Source organism: Bacteroidota bacterium (assembly GCA_020402865.1).
In the GTDB taxonomy this organism is placed as follows: domain Bacteria; phylum Bacteroidota; class Bacteroidia; order Palsa-965; family Palsa-965.
This window is the reverse complement of the sequence record JADBYT010000041.1, coordinates 1-18,126: the sequence shown is the minus strand read 5'-3', so window position 1 is coordinate 18,126 and position 18,126 is coordinate 1. Positions and strand designations below refer to the sequence as shown.

Annotated in this window: 15 protein-coding genes and 1 tRNA gene; 11 read left to right on the top strand and 5 right to left on the bottom strand. The window is 49.1% G+C overall.

What is annotated here, in order from left to right; all coding sequences use genetic code 11:
- Positions 1 to 378 (bottom strand): superoxide dismutase (locus IM638_19890; protein MCA6365304.1); only part of this gene is annotated, 378 nt, incomplete at its 3' end.
- 106 nt (positions 379 to 484) lie between these two features.
- Here IM638_19890 and IM638_19885 point away from each other — a divergent pair.
- The 4 genes from IM638_19885 (at position 485) to IM638_19870 (ending at position 5,746) form a co-directional block, all read left to right on the top strand.
- Complete coding sequence (locus IM638_19885) at positions 485 to 1,255, top strand: PAS domain-containing protein (GenBank protein ID MCA6365303.1); 771 nt, start codon at positions 485 to 487, stop codon at positions 1,253 to 1,255.
- Between the two features lie 198 nt (positions 1,256 to 1,453).
- Positions 1,454 to 2,446, top strand: a complete 993-nt coding sequence (locus IM638_19880) for a hypothetical protein (protein MCA6365302.1) — start codon at positions 1,454 to 1,456, stop codon at positions 2,444 to 2,446.
- Between the two features lie 4 nt (positions 2,447 to 2,450).
- A complete protein-coding gene (locus IM638_19875; protein ID MCA6365301.1) occupies positions 2,451 to 3,626 on the top strand; it encodes a T9SS type A sorting domain-containing protein in 1,176 nt (391 codons plus the stop codon).
- Between the two features lie 314 nt (positions 3,627 to 3,940).
- Positions 3,941 to 5,746: a T9SS type A sorting domain-containing protein gene (locus IM638_19870; protein MCA6365300.1), complete on the top strand. Its 1,806-nt coding sequence runs from the start codon at positions 3,941 to 3,943 to the stop codon at positions 5,744 to 5,746.
- Between the two features lie 73 nt (positions 5,747 to 5,819).
- Here the strand turns inward: IM638_19870 and IM638_19865 are convergent, their stop codons facing one another.
- A complete protein-coding gene (locus IM638_19865) occupies positions 5,820 to 7,232 on the bottom strand; it encodes a VWA domain-containing protein (GenBank protein ID MCA6365299.1) in 1,413 nt (470 codons plus the stop codon).
- A gap of 250 nt (positions 7,233 to 7,482) precedes the next feature.
- Between IM638_19865 and IM638_19860 the strand changes: the two genes are divergently transcribed.
- Positions 7,483 to 7,926, top strand: a complete 444-nt coding sequence (locus IM638_19860; GenBank protein ID MCA6365298.1) for an OsmC family protein — start codon at positions 7,483 to 7,485, stop codon at positions 7,924 to 7,926.
- 1 nt (position 7,927) lies between these two features.
- Here the strand turns inward: IM638_19860 and IM638_19855 are convergent, their stop codons facing one another.
- Positions 7,928 to 8,449, bottom strand: a complete 522-nt coding sequence (locus IM638_19855; protein MCA6365297.1) for a biotin/lipoyl-binding protein — start codon at positions 8,447 to 8,449, stop codon at positions 7,928 to 7,930.
- 181 nt (positions 8,450 to 8,630) lie between these two features.
- Here IM638_19855 and IM638_19850 point away from each other — a divergent pair, with 181 nt between their 5' ends.
- The 4 genes from IM638_19850 to IM638_19835 all read left to right on the top strand — a co-directional run bounded on the left by IM638_19850 (position 8,631) and on the right by IM638_19835 (position 15,665).
- On the top strand, positions 8,631 to 11,222 hold the full coding sequence (locus IM638_19850; GenBank protein ID MCA6365296.1) for a M1 family metallopeptidase: 2,592 nt from the start codon (positions 8,631 to 8,633) through the stop codon (positions 11,220 to 11,222).
- A gap of 112 nt (positions 11,223 to 11,334) precedes the next feature.
- Complete coding sequence (gene cphA / locus IM638_19845) at positions 11,335 to 13,950, top strand: cyanophycin synthetase (protein MCA6365295.1); 2,616 nt, start codon at positions 11,335 to 11,337, stop codon at positions 13,948 to 13,950.
- 95 nt (positions 13,951 to 14,045) lie between these two features.
- Positions 14,046 to 14,363, top strand: a complete 318-nt coding sequence (locus tag IM638_19840) for a helix-turn-helix transcriptional regulator (protein MCA6365294.1) — start codon at positions 14,046 to 14,048, stop codon at positions 14,361 to 14,363.
- A gap of 114 nt (positions 14,364 to 14,477) precedes the next feature.
- Positions 14,478 to 15,665, top strand: a complete 1,188-nt coding sequence (locus IM638_19835) for a HipA domain-containing protein (protein ID MCA6365293.1) — start codon at positions 14,478 to 14,480, stop codon at positions 15,663 to 15,665.
- A gap of 9 nt (positions 15,666 to 15,674) precedes the next feature.
- Here the strand turns inward: IM638_19835 and IM638_19830 are convergent, their stop codons facing one another.
- Positions 15,675 to 16,043, bottom strand: a complete 369-nt coding sequence (locus IM638_19830; protein MCA6365292.1) for a TIR domain-containing protein — start codon at positions 16,041 to 16,043, stop codon at positions 15,675 to 15,677.
- A 396-nt stretch (positions 16,044 to 16,439) separates the two neighbouring features.
- Here IM638_19830 and IM638_19825 point away from each other — a divergent pair, with 396 nt between their 5' ends.
- Entirely contained in the window at positions 16,440 to 17,177 is a 738-nt protein-coding gene (locus tag IM638_19825; GenBank protein ID MCA6365291.1) for a hypothetical protein, read from the top strand.
- A 2-nt stretch (positions 17,178 to 17,179) separates the two neighbouring features.
- Positions 17,180 to 17,794, top strand: coding sequence for a peptide chain release factor H (locus tag IM638_19820; GenBank protein ID MCA6365290.1), 615 nt, complete (start codon positions 17,180 to 17,182; stop codon positions 17,792 to 17,794).
- 113 nt (positions 17,795 to 17,907) lie between these two features.
- On the opposite strand, the gene IM638_19815 is transcribed toward IM638_19820, so the two are convergent.
- Positions 17,908 to 17,996, bottom strand: a tRNA-OTHER gene (locus IM638_19815).
- Positions 17,997 to 18,126: the final 130 nt, after the last annotated feature.

Below are 18,126 nucleotides of genomic sequence, written 5' to 3'. Positions count from 1 at the left end.
TACATTGGCCTGTGCCGGGCGCAGCAATGTCCAGAAAAGACTGTGGTTGTAGTGCCCGCCGCCATTGTTGCGCACGGCCGGACTGTATTTGGATACATTGCGGCAAAGCTCTTCGAGCGAGGGTACTGTGTCCATGCCCTCCACGGCTTTGTTCAGGTTGTTTACATACGCCTGATGGTGCTTGCCGTGGTGAATTTCCATCGTCAGCGTGTCAATATGTGGCTCCAGTGCTTCTTTGGCGTAGGGAAGTGCGGGCAGTGTAAATGGAGCGGCATTGCCTGCAACAGGCGCAGCAGCAAATAAATTGCGGCGACCGATAAATGTGAGCGCAGTGGCGGTAAGAGCTGAAAGGCGGATAAACTGGCGACGTGATTGCATGTGGTGAAGTTACGAAAAGGAATGGCCGGCGTTTGAAGATTGTTTTGTTAAATCATTTTGTTTTTCAGAAATTGATTACTTTAAACAAACCCCTTCAAAAAAGTCCATGTCGTCTGTTGCTGATCTTTTCAAACATTATTGCGCCTCCAAAATTGCTTCACGTTGCCACGATGTGGGCGCTGAACGCAAACAACAACTCATTGCCGAACTGAAAAACTCGCCGCTACGGCAGGTTGTGCAGGCCTGGTCGGTGCTTGATTTTTATACTTACTCGCACCTGCATACCGAAGGGTACGAGCGTTATTTCGGCTGGCCCGATGCAGAAATGACTTCAGAAAAAATTCTCGAAATTGTTCATCCCGACGATCAGGAGGCGTTTGCCAAATTGTATTACTTAGTACTCGAAGGACTGCTGGCCATGCCTGTTCCGGTAAAAGGAATTGGTCATTTCTGCATCAGTTACCGTGTGCGCACTGCTCAGGGAAATTATATACGCGTACTTGAGACCAACAACATTATTGAAAGCGACGAACAAACCAACACACCGCTCATTTGCCTGAGCCAGATGAGCCGTATTGACTTTGGCCCGCCGCACGAAAAAGTGTATTACTATTTTGTAATTACCGACAAGGACGGAAGCGTGGAAATAATGTCGGAATACCTGAAGCAGTACAATCCGGTAATCAATGTATTCAGTGAAAACGAATTGAAGATTGTACGGCTGATGATGCAGGGAAAAACCAGTCAGGAAATTGCCGATACGATTTTTCTTTCCAAGCATTCCATTGATAAATACCGGAAAAACCTGCTGGAGAAAACCGGTTCGGCAAACAGTGCTTCACTTATTCTGCACATGCAGTCGGTTGGTGTGGTGTAAATCGATTTAATACTGGTTTACCTGTAAAAGTACCATTTATGGTATTGCTTTAGGGTAAATGGCGGTTGTAGTTTAGCCGCAGACAAAACAATGTATTTTATTCAATAAAATAGCCGGGTACGCCGGCGTGGAATTGTTTTGTCTCGGCGGAAACCGAAAAGCCGGGAGCGAGTAGGTGTTTATAAATGTCTGTTTACTATGGCTACTAAAAAATCATTTGCTGTTCTATTGTTCTTTGGATTATCAACCTGGCAATTATCAGCCCAACAAATTTTTGCACCCACTCCATCATTGGGAACAGCAACAACATCAGGAGTGGGCATTAACACCAGTGTTCCGAATGCATCGCTTGATCTTAGAGCACATTGTTCATCTACAAACATTGCAACGTTTTCAATCACCGGTTTTAGCTCCTCTTTTTTGACTTGTGGATTTCCAAACGTCACAGGAGATCTTATGCGTGTAAGAACCCAAACCGGAGCAAGTACATTTAATGAAAACTTTATTATTAAATCCGGAACAGGACGCATCGGCATCGGTATAGCGTCACCAGTCACTCTGCTTCATGTAAACAATGGTAGCCTTAAGTTTACCGGAACAGATCCTGTTCATGGTGCCCCGAATATTTTTTGGGGAGGAACCACATCTTCAGCACCCAACGGCGAGTGGGCGCTGGAGTATAATAGTGGTATGAAAGGATTGAATTTCTGGCGCCCAAATCTTTCACACCTTTCAAATGGCACTACTATAAGTACAGTAAACAACGTATTGTTTTTAAGTGACGATAACCGTGTGGGAATTGGTACTGCAACACCATCAGCACTTCTGACAGTTCGTGGCAATGTATTGATTGGAAATCCATCAACAGTTACACTTCCTGGTTCATATGGTTTGTATGTGGAAAATGGAATATTAACCAGCCGGGTTAAGGTTGCCACAGTTAATGCCGCAAACTGGTCGGATTTTGTTTTTGCTCCGGGCTACCGACTTAAACCTATCCATGAAGTAAACGCATTCATTCAAGCCAACCACCACCTACCAGGTATGCCAAGTGCCACACAGGTTGAGGAAGAGGGGTATGATGTAGCTCAAATGGACGCCGCGTTGTTACTTCAAATTGAAGAACTGTGGCTGCATCTCATCCAACTCAAACAGGAAAATGAAGAGTTGAAAAAGAAACTAAAAAACTAATACTATGAAAGCTGTCCTGTCTCTCTTTTTTATGTTTCTCTCCAGTATTTCCGGAATAACCCAGACAAATCTGATAATTACCGGAGATTTTGAGAACACTTTGGGCGCAACGATCGATCCTCCCACTACACCTTGCGGCTCATTCACTTCACTCTCCGGCTGGACTGTTTCACATGGTACTCCACAAATGGTGTTGGGGGGTGATGGTGCTGATGGCCCAAACTATGTGCGAATGTGGAGCATGGTTTCCGGAACAGGCTTTCAGGGCGAAGGCATTACCGCAAATCTAACACAGCCCGTAACTACACGAATGAACCTAACGCTTTGTTTTTGGTACAGAACATACAATGCTCCAGGGTTTCTTGATGTTATTCTGCATAACACCCCCCCAACCGGCCCCAGTGCTTCATGCGGATCTGTGCCGGCTTACGGCTCGTTTCAAATCGCAATAACCCCGATTAGCTTTGGCGTTGATAATCAGTGGAACTATGTCTCCATCCCAATTGTACCTGATAACACATACAACTATTTGGCCATATACCCCCGATCAACGACAGCTACCGCACAAACCCAAAACATTCATATCGACGGTGTTTCTCTTTTGTACTGCGAACCAAGTTTGATCATTGACCATACCTTCCCCGTTAGCCCTGCCGGTTTTTTTGTCCGACAAAATTATATTCAGGCGGGAAGTCGGGTCACACTACCCAGTAGCCCAATACCCGTATCGGTTAATCCGACTATTAATACAACTTTTAGGGCCGGGAATTTTGTCTTGCTTGATCCCGATTTTGTTGCGCAACCAAACAATTCCAGCTACTTCCTGGCAGAAATTGGCCCATGTCTTGGCTGTGAGGCAAATCGTATCGGCGTTACATCAGCCATTTCTCAAGAAGAACAATTTCCGAATGAATGTTTTATTGATTTAACCGGTATTCCGAAAGTTTTCCCCAACCCGGCCAACAATCAATTCACTCTCCAACTCTACAACACCGATCTGGCCGAAAATAATGCGCTATTACAAATTCTCGATCTCTCCGGGCGTACAATTCTCGAACAAACCATTACCCAAACACAAACCGAAATCTCCACTGCACAACTGCCTGCGGGCACATACCTGTGGCGTGTACACGAATATTCGGGTAGTGTGCAACAGGGCAAACTAATCATTACTCATTAACCTTTTATACCTGCCGCAGGCCAGTTGCGTGCGGCAGGTATTTATAGCAATTATGTTTAATTATTTAATGCTTTGAACTCCTGAAAGATTACCCGTTTTTGTTATTGACTTTCATAAATTACTGTTTTATTATTGCTATATCTACCCCGAATCAATAACCCTGGATTACTGGTTATCTTTTTGACTCTTACCAATATCCCAAAATTCAAACTCCCTTATTAACCCTTACCCGTCATTTTACGGGACTGATAATTTTTTCTGTGGCGGAAACCGAAAAGCCAGAACAGAGTAGGTAATTTAATAACACACAACCCATGAAAAAAGTGTTTTTAGCACTTGCTGCAGTATTCTGCAGCGGTGCAACCGTGCTAAACGCTCAGGCGTTTAATTCTGCAACTTCCGTTTTTGGAGGAACCTACACCCCAACAGACCTTGCTCTGGATGTGGAAGTAACGAATACCAGCCAGAAAATAGTGGTGGGTTCGAGAATAAATTCGGCGGGAAATAATGATGGTTATGTTAGAATGTTTGATGCCGCAAACAACATTGTTTTTGAATATATTATTGCCGGTGCTGGCGATGATGTGGTGAATGCGACAGATAAATTTACCACAACTTCGGGTGCTGATATTTACATTACCGGGCATTTTACCGGAACGGCTACTGTAAACCGCACCATTTTCCCCGGATCTCCAACAGTTGTTGCTACATTAAGTACTGTTTCCGGAATTACTACGGATCAGACCTATTTTGTGATGAAACTTAACACGGCCGGAACGTATATATGGAGTTATACGGCCGGGCAAATTGGCTCATCAGATGCGGAAACAGGCAACGATGTGACGGTTCAGCTTGTAAATAATATAAGAACGGTTTATACCACCGGAGCGTTCAAAGGTGCTACCACTTTTTTGAGTGCGGCGGCTAACATTGCAAAAACATCGGTTGGAGCCGGATATGATGTTTTTGTGGCACAGTACAGGGATTTTAACACCGGAGCCGGGCTTAACTGGGTTAACACTGCATCAAGCCCTGCCGGGGCAGATAATGATTATGGTTTTGGACTGGATGCCGACAACAATGGTATTCTTTATGTAACCGGAAGTGTGGCCGCAGGAACCTCTACTTTCAACTCCACGGGCGGACCGGCACAAATTACAGCCGCCGGTTTTGGCGACGATGATGTTTTTGTGGCGCGTTATTCGTACACCGGTCTGTGTACACACACACGGCTTCTGGGCGGCAATGGTGTTTCTGCCGGTGTAGCCGATCAGGGACGCGGAATTGCGGTAACCAACAACGGAGCCAATGTATATGTAAGCGGCTACTACCGGGGAGCTGGCGGATCATTCAGTGCATCGAGCGGACAAACAGAGGGGTTTGTGCAGTACATAACAGCGGCTACGCTGACTCCCGGCTGGTTTCGTACTGTACGCAGCACCGGGTTTGACGGTTGTTACCGGCTTTGCCTGACTCCGGCCGAAACGTATTGTCTTGTATCTGGTAATTACGAAGGTAACGTTACGGTGTACAACAATACTGGTGTGGCTATGTATTCTGATATATTTTGCGCTTCCGGCACTCCCAACATAGACGGTTTTGTGCTGCGTCTGGATGCAGGTACAGGTAACTCGCCGGTGCTGGGGCGTGTGTGCGGTGTAAGTGCGCTCGATGTGACAAGTTCTGTAGATGCCTCAAACAACAACGATGCGGTAACCTGCGGATATTACAGCAGTGCTTTACTTACGTTTGAAGGCAGTGTGCCCACACTTACCAATGCCTCAGCCCCAAACTACGATGCGTTTTTTTCAGTGTTTATTCCTTTCAGCATTTTGCGCGTTGGTCAGTTTACTGATAACGAAACACTACCTGTTACGGGCATGCTGGTTTACCCAAATCCTACATCAGGCACCTTTACACTAATTTCGGAGTCGGCCGCTCAAGACAATCCTGAGCAACTTGTTGTGCTTGATCTGGCCGGAAGAATTGTAAAAAGCGAGCCGGTTACGCGTATGCAAACCGAGGTTTCGATTGCGGGTTTGCCTGCGGGTACTTATGTTTGGCAGGTAATTCGCTATAACGGCAGCCGCGAAACCGGAAAGTTGATTGTAACGGAATAATACATCCCTTTAAACAAACAGGCAGCCTTCCGGGAGTTGGGCTGCCTGTTTGTTTATCTGATTATTTGTATTATTAATCTTCGCGCAAAGCAGGCCCGTAATAGTCGGCTGCTTTTTTCATATCGGTGTAGGCGGCGTATGTGCGGGGTTTGTATTTGGGTGCGGGAGCCGGCGCGGGGTCGGGTGCGGGTGGCTCCATTTGTGTAAATACTTCGCCTATGTTTTCGAGGCTTGTTTCGGTGTAAACGCCGTGGTCCTGACGCTCGGCAACGCGCTTGAGGTCGAGGTTTTCGACGGTGCCGATGTGCATGATGCGCAGTGAGCAATTGCGCCGCGAAAGCGCGGAGTCAAGTTCGGTTTCGGTGCGGCGTGAAATTGAAAACATGCCGTCGGTGGCCACAATGAGATGCAGTTGGGCATTTACGCTTACCGAATCGATAAAGCGGGCCGCAGTAAGCAGCGCAAGATCGCCGTTGGTGGCGCCTCGGGGTTTTATTTTTTTCAGTGTGCGCTCAATGGCTTCAGGGCTGTGCATGGCCGAAAAGCCGAAATGGACAATGGGCTTTTCCGAGAAGCTGATTACGGCAATACGGTCGGCGGCATTGAGTTTACGCGAAAATTCGGTAATCTGTTTGCGCATTTCCTTCAGCTTGCCGTCATCACCCATCGACTCGGAGGCATCCATCACAAACAGATAATGATCGGCCAGGCGCGGCGATGCTGTGGATGTTGCTTCGGTTTGCTTTTCATTGTCCACACTGCATTCGCAGCCTTCGGGCTTTTTCTCGGCCACGCATACGTCATCCACATAAATATACGCACCGCGACGTATGTGCATGCTGGCCGGGCCTGTCCAGTAGCCCTGTCCGAGCATGGAAACCGGTATCACAGCCGTATCCGAATAGCTGCCGATGGTGATGAATTTTTCGCCTCCGGCGGCTTTTACGGTTCCACTTACACGCACCCAGCCATCGGCCACGGTGATGATTTTATTGTAGCGTACCTGTGGTTTTACTTTAAAGCGTTCTTTATTGTCGCTGCGCAGCGGATCGGCCGAGAGATAGGCGCCCATGCCGGCTGTGGAGTAGGATGCTGCGCGGTCGAGTGCCATGTAAAAACTTACTTCGTAAGTTTTGCCGGCTTCCATGGGTTGCAGCAGGCGCGCCTGAATGTATTCCTTGTAATTGCGGCTTTCGGGAAGTTGTTGCCCCAGTCCGCAAATAAGCCCCACACGCCCTTTGCCCGAACGCGCCAGCATGAGCGGCGAATAGTCGATGTAGGAAAAATCAGAGTTGAAATAATCGGGCGTGGCGCGGGTGGGAATAATCCAGCCGTCGGTTAAAGGCGTGCCTGCAGCATTTTGCGTGGGCCAGTGCCTGACGGGATATGTTGTGTCTGACTCAAGAGACGGGTTGGGAATAAGGTTTTGCGCCGAAACACCGGCCGACAAAAACAAAAAAACGAATGCACTGAGTAGCTGTCGCATGAAAAATCAATTTTACTGTTGATGCTGAAGCGGGCTTAATTCCACATAAACCATACCGTAAAGCATTAAAGGTATTAAAAACAAAGACGTTAATACAAGTTTTTGGTTGGGTGCTGCCCGAACTTTTTTACTGGCATTTCTAATTGTGCAGCGGGCATGATTGTGCTCAGTTTTGGCGGCTTGTGTGATTTGGATTACACTGTTTGGGGCGGTTGCGGATGAATTTTGTGTTCGATTATCAACAACGCATATGGAAACACACTATTATCCGGTTCAGCTTAACTGGACAAACGACCGGCAGGGCAGGCTCAGTGCGCCCGCATTAACTGAAACAATTGCCGTGGCAACTCCGCCCGAATTTGCCGGTGGCATGCCGGGCATCTGGTCGCCGGAGCATTTGTTTGTGGCGGCGGTGAGCAGTTGTTTAATGACTACTTTTCTGGCTATAGCGGCAAACTCGCGGCTGGAATACACCGGCTTTAGCTGTACAGCCACCGGAAAGCTGGAACACGTGGAAGGGAAATACCGGATTACCGAAGTGGAGCTGAAACCTTTGGTTACTGTGGCTGATGCTTCACTTGCCGAAAGGGCATTGCGTGTGCTGCAAAAGGCCGAACAGCATTGCCTGATTTCAAATTCGGTGAATTCGAAGGTGACGATGATGGCGGAGGTGCGTGAGGCTGGTCGTGTGTAGCTTAGCCAAACTGAATAAGCACCTGATTTTTTTCGACGGCGGTGCCTTTTTTCACAGTAATTTTTTTCACGGTAGCGTCGGCCGGTGCTTTGAGGATGTTTTCCATTTTCATGGCCTCGAGCACCACCAGAGCGTCGCCTTTTTTGATTTCCTGCCCTTCGCTTACCACCACATCCAGCACAAGGCCGGGCATGGGTGCTTTGAGCTCGTTTACTTTGGCTGATGCGGCTTTGTCCATACCAAGCGACTTGAGCAGCTGGTCGAATTTATCGGCAAGCTGCACCTCGTAGCTGCGGCCGTTGATGAGCAGGGTGAGTGCTTTGGCGGCTTTATCGGCTTTGAGTATTTCCACATTATGCGAACGGCCATTGTGCAGCACGTGCATGCGGCCGGCGGCATCTTTCATCAGGTCGAGTATGAAGGGCTGGCCGTTAAGCGTGCCGGAAGCGGCTCCGGGAGCCGAAAGTACAAGCTGGTGCTGGTGGGTGCCGTTTACGGTAATGGTATATTCGGGCTGTTGCATAAGGCCAAAGGTTGAAGTGCAAAAATAGGCGGAAAGCCATTACATCCACCCTTAAATTTTTGCGTTCACCCGGTTGTTTGCGCGGTTGACTAACCCGCAGCGAGGAAACAGCCGTTTTTTCTGCAACTTTGCGCCGCCGCAGGTTGTGCTGCGGTCGCTCAATCATTTAAGTCAATTTATTGTGAATCCGAAACTGCTGTTCCCTGTTGCGTTGTTGCTGGCCGCGCTGGCTTGCAACACCTCAAAAAACAACACCGCCCAAACCGGCAAAATGCCTGAGCCGGCAGCTCCTGCCATTGCGCCCTCAGCCCGCCCCAATTATCAACCCTCGCCCTCACGTGTAGTTGATATTGTTCATACCCGTCTCGAAGTGCGGCCCGACTGGGAAAAACGCTGGCTGTACGGGCAGGCCATTATTCTTATCAGCCCCTACTTCTACCCCATTACGGAGGTCGATCTTGACGCACGCGGCATGCAGTTTACCCGTGTGGCCCTCTATACCTCGCCCGGCGAAATGACACTGCTCGATTATACCTACATCGACAATAAAGTGCTCCGCGTGCGCCTGGGCCGCCAGTTTCAGCGCGGTGATTTCTTCCGCCTGCTCATCGAGTACATTGCCAAACCCGACGAACTCACCACACTTGGCGGCAGCGCAGCCATTAGCAGCGACAAGGGTTTATACTTCATTAACCCGCAGGGAACAGTACCCAACAAACCCACACAATTCTGGACACAGGGCGAAACACAGTCGAACAGCGTGTGGTTTCCGACCGTTGACCGCCCCAACGAGAAAATGACCGAAGAAATTCTCATTACCGTTGACAAAAAATACAAAACCCTCTCCAACGGTCTGCTCATCAAACAAACCGAAAACACCGATGGCACCCGCACCGACCACTGGAAAATGGACATGCCGCATGCGGTGTATCTTGTAATGATGGCCGCAGGCGATTTTGCGGTGGTGAAAGACCAGTGGCGCGGTAAGGAAGTTAGCTACTACGTAGAGCCTGAATTTGAGCCGTATGCACGGAACATATTTGGCAAAACGCCGCGCATGATTCAATTCTTCTCCGGCAGATTTGGCGTGGATTATCCCTGGCCCAAGTATTCGCAAATCTGCACCCGCGACTTCGTATCGGGCGCGATGGAAAATACCACCTGCACCAACCACGGCGAATTTGTGCAGCGCACCCCGCGCGAAATGCTCGACCGCACCTATGAAGAATACATTTCGCACGAACTCTCGCACCACTGGTTTGGCGACCTGGTAACCTGCGAGTCGTGGTCGAACCTGCCGCTCAACGAGTCGTTTGCCACTTACTGTGAATACCTGTGGAATGAGTTTGAGTTTGGCCGTGAAATGGCCGATGCCGAGCATTACGCCTCGAAAACAGGCTACCTCTACGAAGCGGAATCGGGCAAAAAAGAGCCGCTCATCCGCTACTTCTACAACGACCGGGAAGATATGTTTGACGGGCATTCGTACAACAAGGGCGGACAGGTGCTGCACATGCTGCGTCAGGAAGTGGGCGACGATGCGTTTTTCGCGTCCATCAAACTTCATCTCGAACGCAATAAATTCCGCAGTGCCGAAATTCACGACCTGCGCATGGCTTTTGAAGAAACCACCGGCCGCGATCTGAACTGGTTTTTCGATCAGTGGTTTCTTGCGCCGGGACACCCCGACCTTGAAATCAGCTACGACTATGATGCGAAAAACAAAAAGCAAAACGTAACCATCCGTCAGTTGCAGGACCGCAGCAAAGGCTGTCCCATTTACCGCCTGCCGCTGAACGTGGATGTGTATGTGAACGGGAAAACCGAACGCAAACAGATTGTAGTGACCAAACTCGAAGAAACGTTTGCGTTTGATGCGGCCACAAAGCCTGATCTGGTAAATGTGGATGCCGACAAAACCCTGCTTTGCACCAAAACCGACAAGCACACCCCCGAAGAGTGGGCGTTTATGTACAGCAACTGTCCGCTGTATGTTGATCGTCTTGAAGCGTTAAACGGCCTTGCTGCCGACGATGCGCAGACCGACCTTGCGGTTTCGACCATGAAAAAAGCATTGAACGACCGTTACCCCGACATCCGCACGGCGGCAATTACCAAATTGTACATTCAGACCAGCAATGTAAAGCCGGAGTTTATCCGCCTTGCCAAAACCGACAGTGTGGCCTCTGTGCGCAATGCCGCGCTGCAAGGTTTGAGTGCTTATGGAAAAGGCGAAGAGCTGCGCGATGTGTTTCTGAAAGCGGTTAACGATTCGTCGTACAATGTAGTTACAACCGCACTTTGCGCATTGCTGAAGCATTTCCCCGAAGACGGAAAACGCGAAACAGGCGCACGCGAAAACGATCCGGCACGCAGCATGAAACTGGCTGTGCTTACCGCCTGGAGTTATTTCGGCGACGAAAGCAAGCAGCCGTGGATGGAAAAAACATTATTCAGTTTGCAGGGGCGCTTCTTTAATTATGCTGCGGGCAATTATGCCTATTACCTTACACGCTGCCCCGCTGCCACCGCCGAAGCTGCGCTGCCTGCACTGGTGAATTACTACAAAGTAACTGAATACAAAGACCAGACACGCGCCATGTTTACCCAGCTCGAACGTACTTACCAGTCGAAAGCCAACCTTGCTCAGCAGAAGATTGACGAGATGCGCAGTGTAAAGTCAAACGCCACCGGCATTGCAAAAATTGAAGCTGAGAAAGCCGAAGCCTTGCGCATGGCCGAGGTGGTTCGTACAAAGAAAAAATCGCTCTGACCGAATTAATATTTGTATTTACAAAAAGAGGGTGCAGATGTCTGCATCCTCTTTTTGTTATATTTACGAAACACCTTTTCCAAAACTTCAACTTTCTTAATCCTTTCTGCCTGTGAAAATATTGAGCGTGCAGGCCCTTCGCGGCCCCAATATCTGGAGTGTAAACCGTAAGAAACTAATACAAATGCGGCTCGATCTGGAAGATATGGAGCAGCGCCCGACTGATAAAATAGATGGTTTCCGCGAACGGCTGGAGGCTATGTTTCCGAGTATGATTGAGCACCGCTGCTCGGAAGGAACGCGTGGCGGATTTTTTCACCGCGTGGAACGCGGCACATGGATGGGGCATGTAATTGAACACATTGCGCTGGAAACACAAAGTCTGGCCGGTATGGAAACCGGTTTTGGCCGCACCCGCGAAACCAATACGCCCGGCGTGTACAATGTGGTATTCAGCTATGTGGAAGAAAAGGTGGGTATGTTTGCCGCCGAATCGGCGGTGCGTATTGCCGAAGCGCTCATAAGCGGCGAGCCTTACGACCTGCAGGCTGATTTGAAAAAGATGCGCGAAATACGCGAAGATGTTCGCCTCGGGCCCAGCACCGGCAGTATTGTGGACGAAGCCGTGGCGCGAGATATTCCGTGGATCCGTTTGGGCACAAACTCGCTTGTGCAGCTGGGCTACGGCGTAAACCAGATGCGCTTTCAGGCCACCATTACCTGCAAAACCAGCAACATTGCGGTTGACATTGCCTGCAACAAGGAAGAAACAAAACGCATGCTCGATGCCGCCAGCATTCCGGTGGCAAAAGGTGATATCTGCTACGACGAAGAAGACCTCGAAGCCACCATCAAACGAATTGGCTATCCGATTGTGCTCAAACCGCTCGACGGCAACCATGGCAAAGGCGCTTCCATTAATGTAACCACCTGGGAAGATGCCGTGGCCGGACTGGCACATGCCAAAAAATACAGCCGCCGCATCATTGTGGAGAAATTCATTACCGGCTTTGATTTCCGCGTGCTGGTGATTGACAATAAAGTGGTGGCTGCCGCGCAGCGTGTGCCGGCTCATGTAAAAGGCAACGGCACGCACAACATTCAGCAACTGATTGACGAGGAAAACAAAGATCCGCGCCGTGGCTACGGACACGAAAACGTGCTGACTGAAATTACGGTTGACCGCGATACGCTTGATTTGCTGGCCAAGAAGAACTACACACTCGAAACCGTTCCGGCCAAAGACGAAATTGTGTATCTCAAATCAACCGCCAACCTCAGTACCGGCGGCACATCCATAGACGTAACCGATATGATGCACCCCGAAAACGTGTTTCTTGCCGAACGCATTGCGCGGGTAATCGGGCTGGATGTGTGCGGTATTGATATTATGGCCAAAAACCTTACACAGCCACTTAAAGAAACCGGCGGTGTAATTCTCGAAGTAAATGCCGCTCCGGGGTTCCGTATGCACCTTGCGCCCAGCGAAGGATTGCCGCGCAACGTAGCCGCACCGGTTATGGATATGCTTTATCCGCCCGGCAAACCCAGCCGCATTCCCATTATTGCCGTTACCGGCACCAACGGAAAAACCACCACCACGCGCCTGATGGCGCACATTGTGAAATACAACGGCTACAAAGTGGGTTACACCACTTCCGACGGTATTTATGTGCAGAACCACATGCTCGAAAAGGGCGATACCACCGGCCCATACAGTGCCGAGTTTATTCTGAAAGACCCTACCGTGGAATTTGCCGTGCTGGAAACGGCACGTGGCGGCATTTTGCGGGCAGGCCTTGGTTTCAGCCGTTGTGATATTGGTATCATAACCAATATTCAGGAAGATCATCTCGGGTTGAATGATATTGATACGCTTGAAGATCTTGCGCGTGTAAAAAGTGTGGTGGTGAAAAGCGTGAAGAAAGACGGCTGGGCAATTCTGAATGCAGAAGATCCGTGGTGCATCAAAATTTCGGAAAGTCTCGACTGCAAGGTGGCGCTGTTCAGCATGAACGAGCATTGTGATGCCGTGGTGAACCATTGCCGCAAAGGTGGTATTGCTGCGGTGTACGAAAGCGGCTTCATCACCATCAAAAAAGGCGATTGGAAAATCCGTATTGAAAAAGCCTCGCATGTGCCGCTTACCATGGGCGGGCGCGCACGGTTTATGATTGCCAATGCACTTGCGGCCACGCTGGCGGCTTATCTCTACGGCTTCAAAACCGAAGACATCAAAACCTCGCTCACCACGTTTATTCCCGGCGCGGCACAAACGCCCGGCCGCATGAACATTTTTGCGTTCAGGCATTTTAATGTGATGATTGATTTTGCACACAACCCCGCCGGCTACCGTGCCGTGGAAGAGTTTATGCAAAATGTGGAATCGCCGCATAAAGTGGGCATTATTGCCGGCGTGGGCGACCGCCGCGACGAAGACATCCGCGAGTGCGGCACCATTGCCGCACGCATGTTCGATCACATCATCATCCGCCAGGAAAAACACCTGCGCGGCCGCACCGAGGAAGAAATCATCGGCCTCATTCTCGATGGCTTCAAAGCTTCAGGCAAGGAAATTTCCTACGAAATCATTCCAAAAGAAATTGAAGCCATCAAACACGCCATAAGCACCGCCCGTGAAGGCGCATTTATTGTGGCACTGAGCGATGTGGTGACGAATGCTATTGATATTGTGCAGCAATATCTCGATAAAGAAAACGAAGGATAATTTACACCATCCCTAAAAAAGCCCGAAGTGATTCGGGCTTTTTTGTTTGCTAATTTGGACATAATGTTGTATTTTTGTGTAAATTAGTGGACAAAATGGAAGAGCGAAAACACTCCACACCACCACTGCTAAACAGGCTTTCGAAGCAGTTCGGACAAAATCTTAAACAGGCCCGGCTGCGGCGCAAATTATCGGCGGCACAAGTTGCAGAGCGTGCCGGAATGAGCCGCAGTACCTTATGGCAAATTGAAAAGGGCGCTCCGGGCGTATCGTTGGGCAGTTACATGCAGGTAATGCTGGTGCTGAATCTTGAAAACGACATAGCGTTGCTGGCCGCAAACGATGAGCTCGGGCGCAAACTTCAGGATGCGGAGCTTAGTATTGCGGGCAAAAACGGGCGGCGGAGAAAGTAATTGGTTTGTTATTATGCATTTGCATTTCAGAAAATGCAAAGAGTAAAGAATATGAAACAGGATCGCACGATTTATGTATATGCCGATTGGTTTGAGCAGGGCGATCCGGTGCGGATGGGCACGCTTACTGCCATTGCAGCCAAAGGGAAGGAGGTGTTTTCGTTTGAATATGAGAAAGCCTGGCTGCAATCAGGGGCGTATGTAATGCTTGATCCTGACCTGAATTTGTACAGCGGACGGTATTTCCCTTCGGGCAGCAAAACAAACTTTGGCATTTTTCTGGATTCGTGCCCTGACCGCTGGGGGCGTGTGCTTATGGACCGGCGCGAAAACATGCGGGCGAAAACAGAGGGGCGAACGGCACGGCGGCTTACGGAGTCGGATTACCTGCTTGGGGTGTTTGATGCATACCGTGTGGGCGGTATTCGCTTTAAGGAAGATGTTGACGGCGAGTTTGTAAACAACGACAAGGATTTTACCACACCCCCATGGACAGCGCTGCGCGAGTTGCAGGCGGCCAGCAAATACATTGAAGAAAACGACGAAGCAGATTACCACGGCGAAATGCTGCTGAACATGCTCATGAATCCGGGCTCATCGCTGGGCGGCGCGAGACCGAAAGCAAGTGTAATTGATCCGCAAAAGCATTTATGGATTGCCAAATTCCCCAGTTCGGGCGATTATATGAATGTGGGCGGCTGGGAGTGTGTGGTTAACCAGCTTGCACAAAAAGCAGGCATACGTGTGGCCGAAGGAGTGGCATTGAAACTAAACAATCGCCACCACACCTATGTATCAAAACGTTTCGACAGGGAAAATGGCCGGCGGCGGCACTTTGCGTCAGCATTAACCATGCTTGGTTATCAGGATGGTGCCGGGCATGAAAGCGGGGTGAGTTATCTGGAAATTGCCGAGTTTCTGATGCGCTACGGCGCGCAAACAAATGCCGATCTGGAAGAGCTGTGGCGCCGCATTCTCTTCAGCGTATGTGTAAAAAACACCGATGATCACCTGCGTAATCACGGCTTTCTGCTTCAGCCCGACGGCTGGCGGCTTTCGCCGGCATATGACATGAACCCTAATCCCTGGGGCGAGGGACTTAGCCTGAATATTTCCGAGCAGGACAATTCGCTGAGCACAGATCTGGTGATGAGTGTGGCCGAGTATTTCCGTGTGAAATCGGCACGGGCACATAAGATTGCGGGCGAAGTGAAAAAGGCAGTGGCCGGCTGGCGTAAAGAGGCGAAAGCGTTGAATATACTTGCTGCTGAGCAGGAAAAGATTTCGGTGGCGTTTGAGTGAGCAAAACGCTTATTGTCTCAGCCAGCTAAGAATTGCGTGTTTACTGAACTCTATGGGAAACATGTTTCGCACCTCTTCCGGAGCTGCACCGGTTCTGTTTGGAAGACGAACCCAGCCTCGTGATTTGTTGTTTGAAACCGATACTTCATAATTCACCCTTGGGCGGTTGTGCGTATCATTACCAACGAGTACGAGCAAATGTGTGCAGGAGGCAAGTTGATCGCCAATTGCTTTTTTTACTGCAGGAGCTCCATCAGGGCGGAGATCATTTTTATCTGTGGAAATATGTGCAATTCCTGCCTCGTTAAGCCATTTCACAACTTCACCTTTGAATGAAGCGTCGCCAAAATAGTAGCTGATAAATACTTTTGTAGTCATCTTGCAGGTTTGATTTAAGTGTGTACTAGTGATTTATTATTGCATTAAATTTCCTGCATCCGGTTTTCTCTCTTATCCCCATTTCTACGAAAAGCACATCCTGCTTTCTGCTGATTCTTCGCTTTCGCCAGCTGGTTTTGTTGCAGGTATTGACCACGTTGCATTTTTGCTATACATTTGCACCCCGATATTCACCCTCTAAACAGAACAGGAGGGCAGCTATGCAAAGTACAATTCTCACACCCCGCACACACAACGCCGCATAATCTGCGGTTGAGTGGTTTCATTTACTTATCAGTTTCGTTTGGGCTGCTGTTTTTACAGCTTGCAGCTACGATATGAATTTTTACCGGCGTATGCTTTTGCACACGCCTAACCAATCATTATACATATATCATGTCCGAAATATATACCACTAAAAAATCTGCTGCTAAATCAATACCTGTTAAGGGGCGGTATATTACTCAAAGAACAAAAATCCGCAAAATAAAAATCGCGCGGGACAAGTCGCTTTTGGGTATGTACAGGAAACTGGTGTTGATTCGCCAGGCTATATTTAATCTTGGCTACGAACCCATACTCCCGCCTGTACAACGTGGATGGAAGCGCATATTCGTGTTAAGAGCCGATGTGGCTGAGGGCACGAAGGCAGATTTCTTTTCTGCCCTGCTCGAAAAAATAAACACCATTCAGTACAGTCACAGAAAAGACTTCAAACGAAAAAGAAGAAAATATGGTCGCAAAGTTGATATAGACCGCATTCAGCACCTCGCAGAAATTCACGAATGTCGTTTCGTTCAACCTCGTTTTCTAACAGAAAAGGAAAAATCGTTTTTTGAAAAGCGCGAACGTTTTGATGCAAAAGGCAAATCTTATTTCGTGTATGTGTTTTCCGAGCCATGGCGCTATACGTTGAAGATAGTGCCAAATATGCTTACGCACCGGCGCATCGTAAGCGCACAACTCGATTCGGACAAGGCTCGGCTTAACGGCTATCTGGATGCAAATTGTCTCTGGCCACATATTTATAAACTCCTTTACGGCTATTATTATGGAAACTACAAGGAGAACAAAAAGCGTGATGTACGCAAATTGCGCCGTATCAATCCGCTTAATGATTTAAACAGCCATTAACTATGCATGAACAGCTTATACAAATTACCTCCGGCAAAGGCCCTGCCGAATGCGAGCGTGTGGTGTATCTGCTTGCACGTGTGTTTATGCGCGAGGCGACAAAAGCCGGCTTAACCTGCGAACTGATCGAAGAAATACCCGGCAAGGAAAGCCGCACCCTGCTTTCGGCGCTGATTGGTGTAAGCGGACAAAACACCGCCGCTTTTTGCGACTCATGGGAAGGACCGGTACAGTGGGTTGCGCAAAGCCCGTTTCGCCCTACGCATAAACGCAAAAACTGGTTTGCCGGTATTACAGTATTTGCCCCTTTGCCTGCTGCCACCTGGCGCGACAGCGATATAACTTACGAAACCCTCCGTAGCTCAGGCCCTGGCGGCCAGCATGTAAATAAAACAGAGTCGGCTGTGCGCGCCGTACATAAGCCCACGGGCATAAGTGTAACCGCAACCGACGAGCGTTCGCAGCACCTCAACAAAAAAGCTGCTGGCGAACGGCTGAAGGCAAAGCTAGCTGTAATGGAAGGCGAGAAAATAATGATGCACCAGCAGGCACAGTGGATGAGTCATCAACAGCTTGAGCGGGGTAATGCGGTGAAAGTGTTTCGGGAAACGTTGTAGCCTGCCTGTGTTATCGTAATTCGTTGGCAGTAAAAAAGCAGGTCGCAAGGTATGCGACCTGCTTTTTTGATGATCAATTAAAACAAAAACGACTCCGGAATACCGGAGCCGTTTGGTGGAGAATATCGGAGTCGAACCGATGACCTCTTTCCCGGCAGCAGCCGGGACATGCAAGCGCTCTAGACAGCTGAGCTTATGATCCACTCAATATACTTCCGGCTTTTCTTCTGCTTGATTTCTCGCTCCCGACGCTGTGCCAATAAACGATCTGAAAATTGCTCTTTATAGACCAACTCCCAATCGGTGGCCTTGCTGGTATATTTGGATGCTCC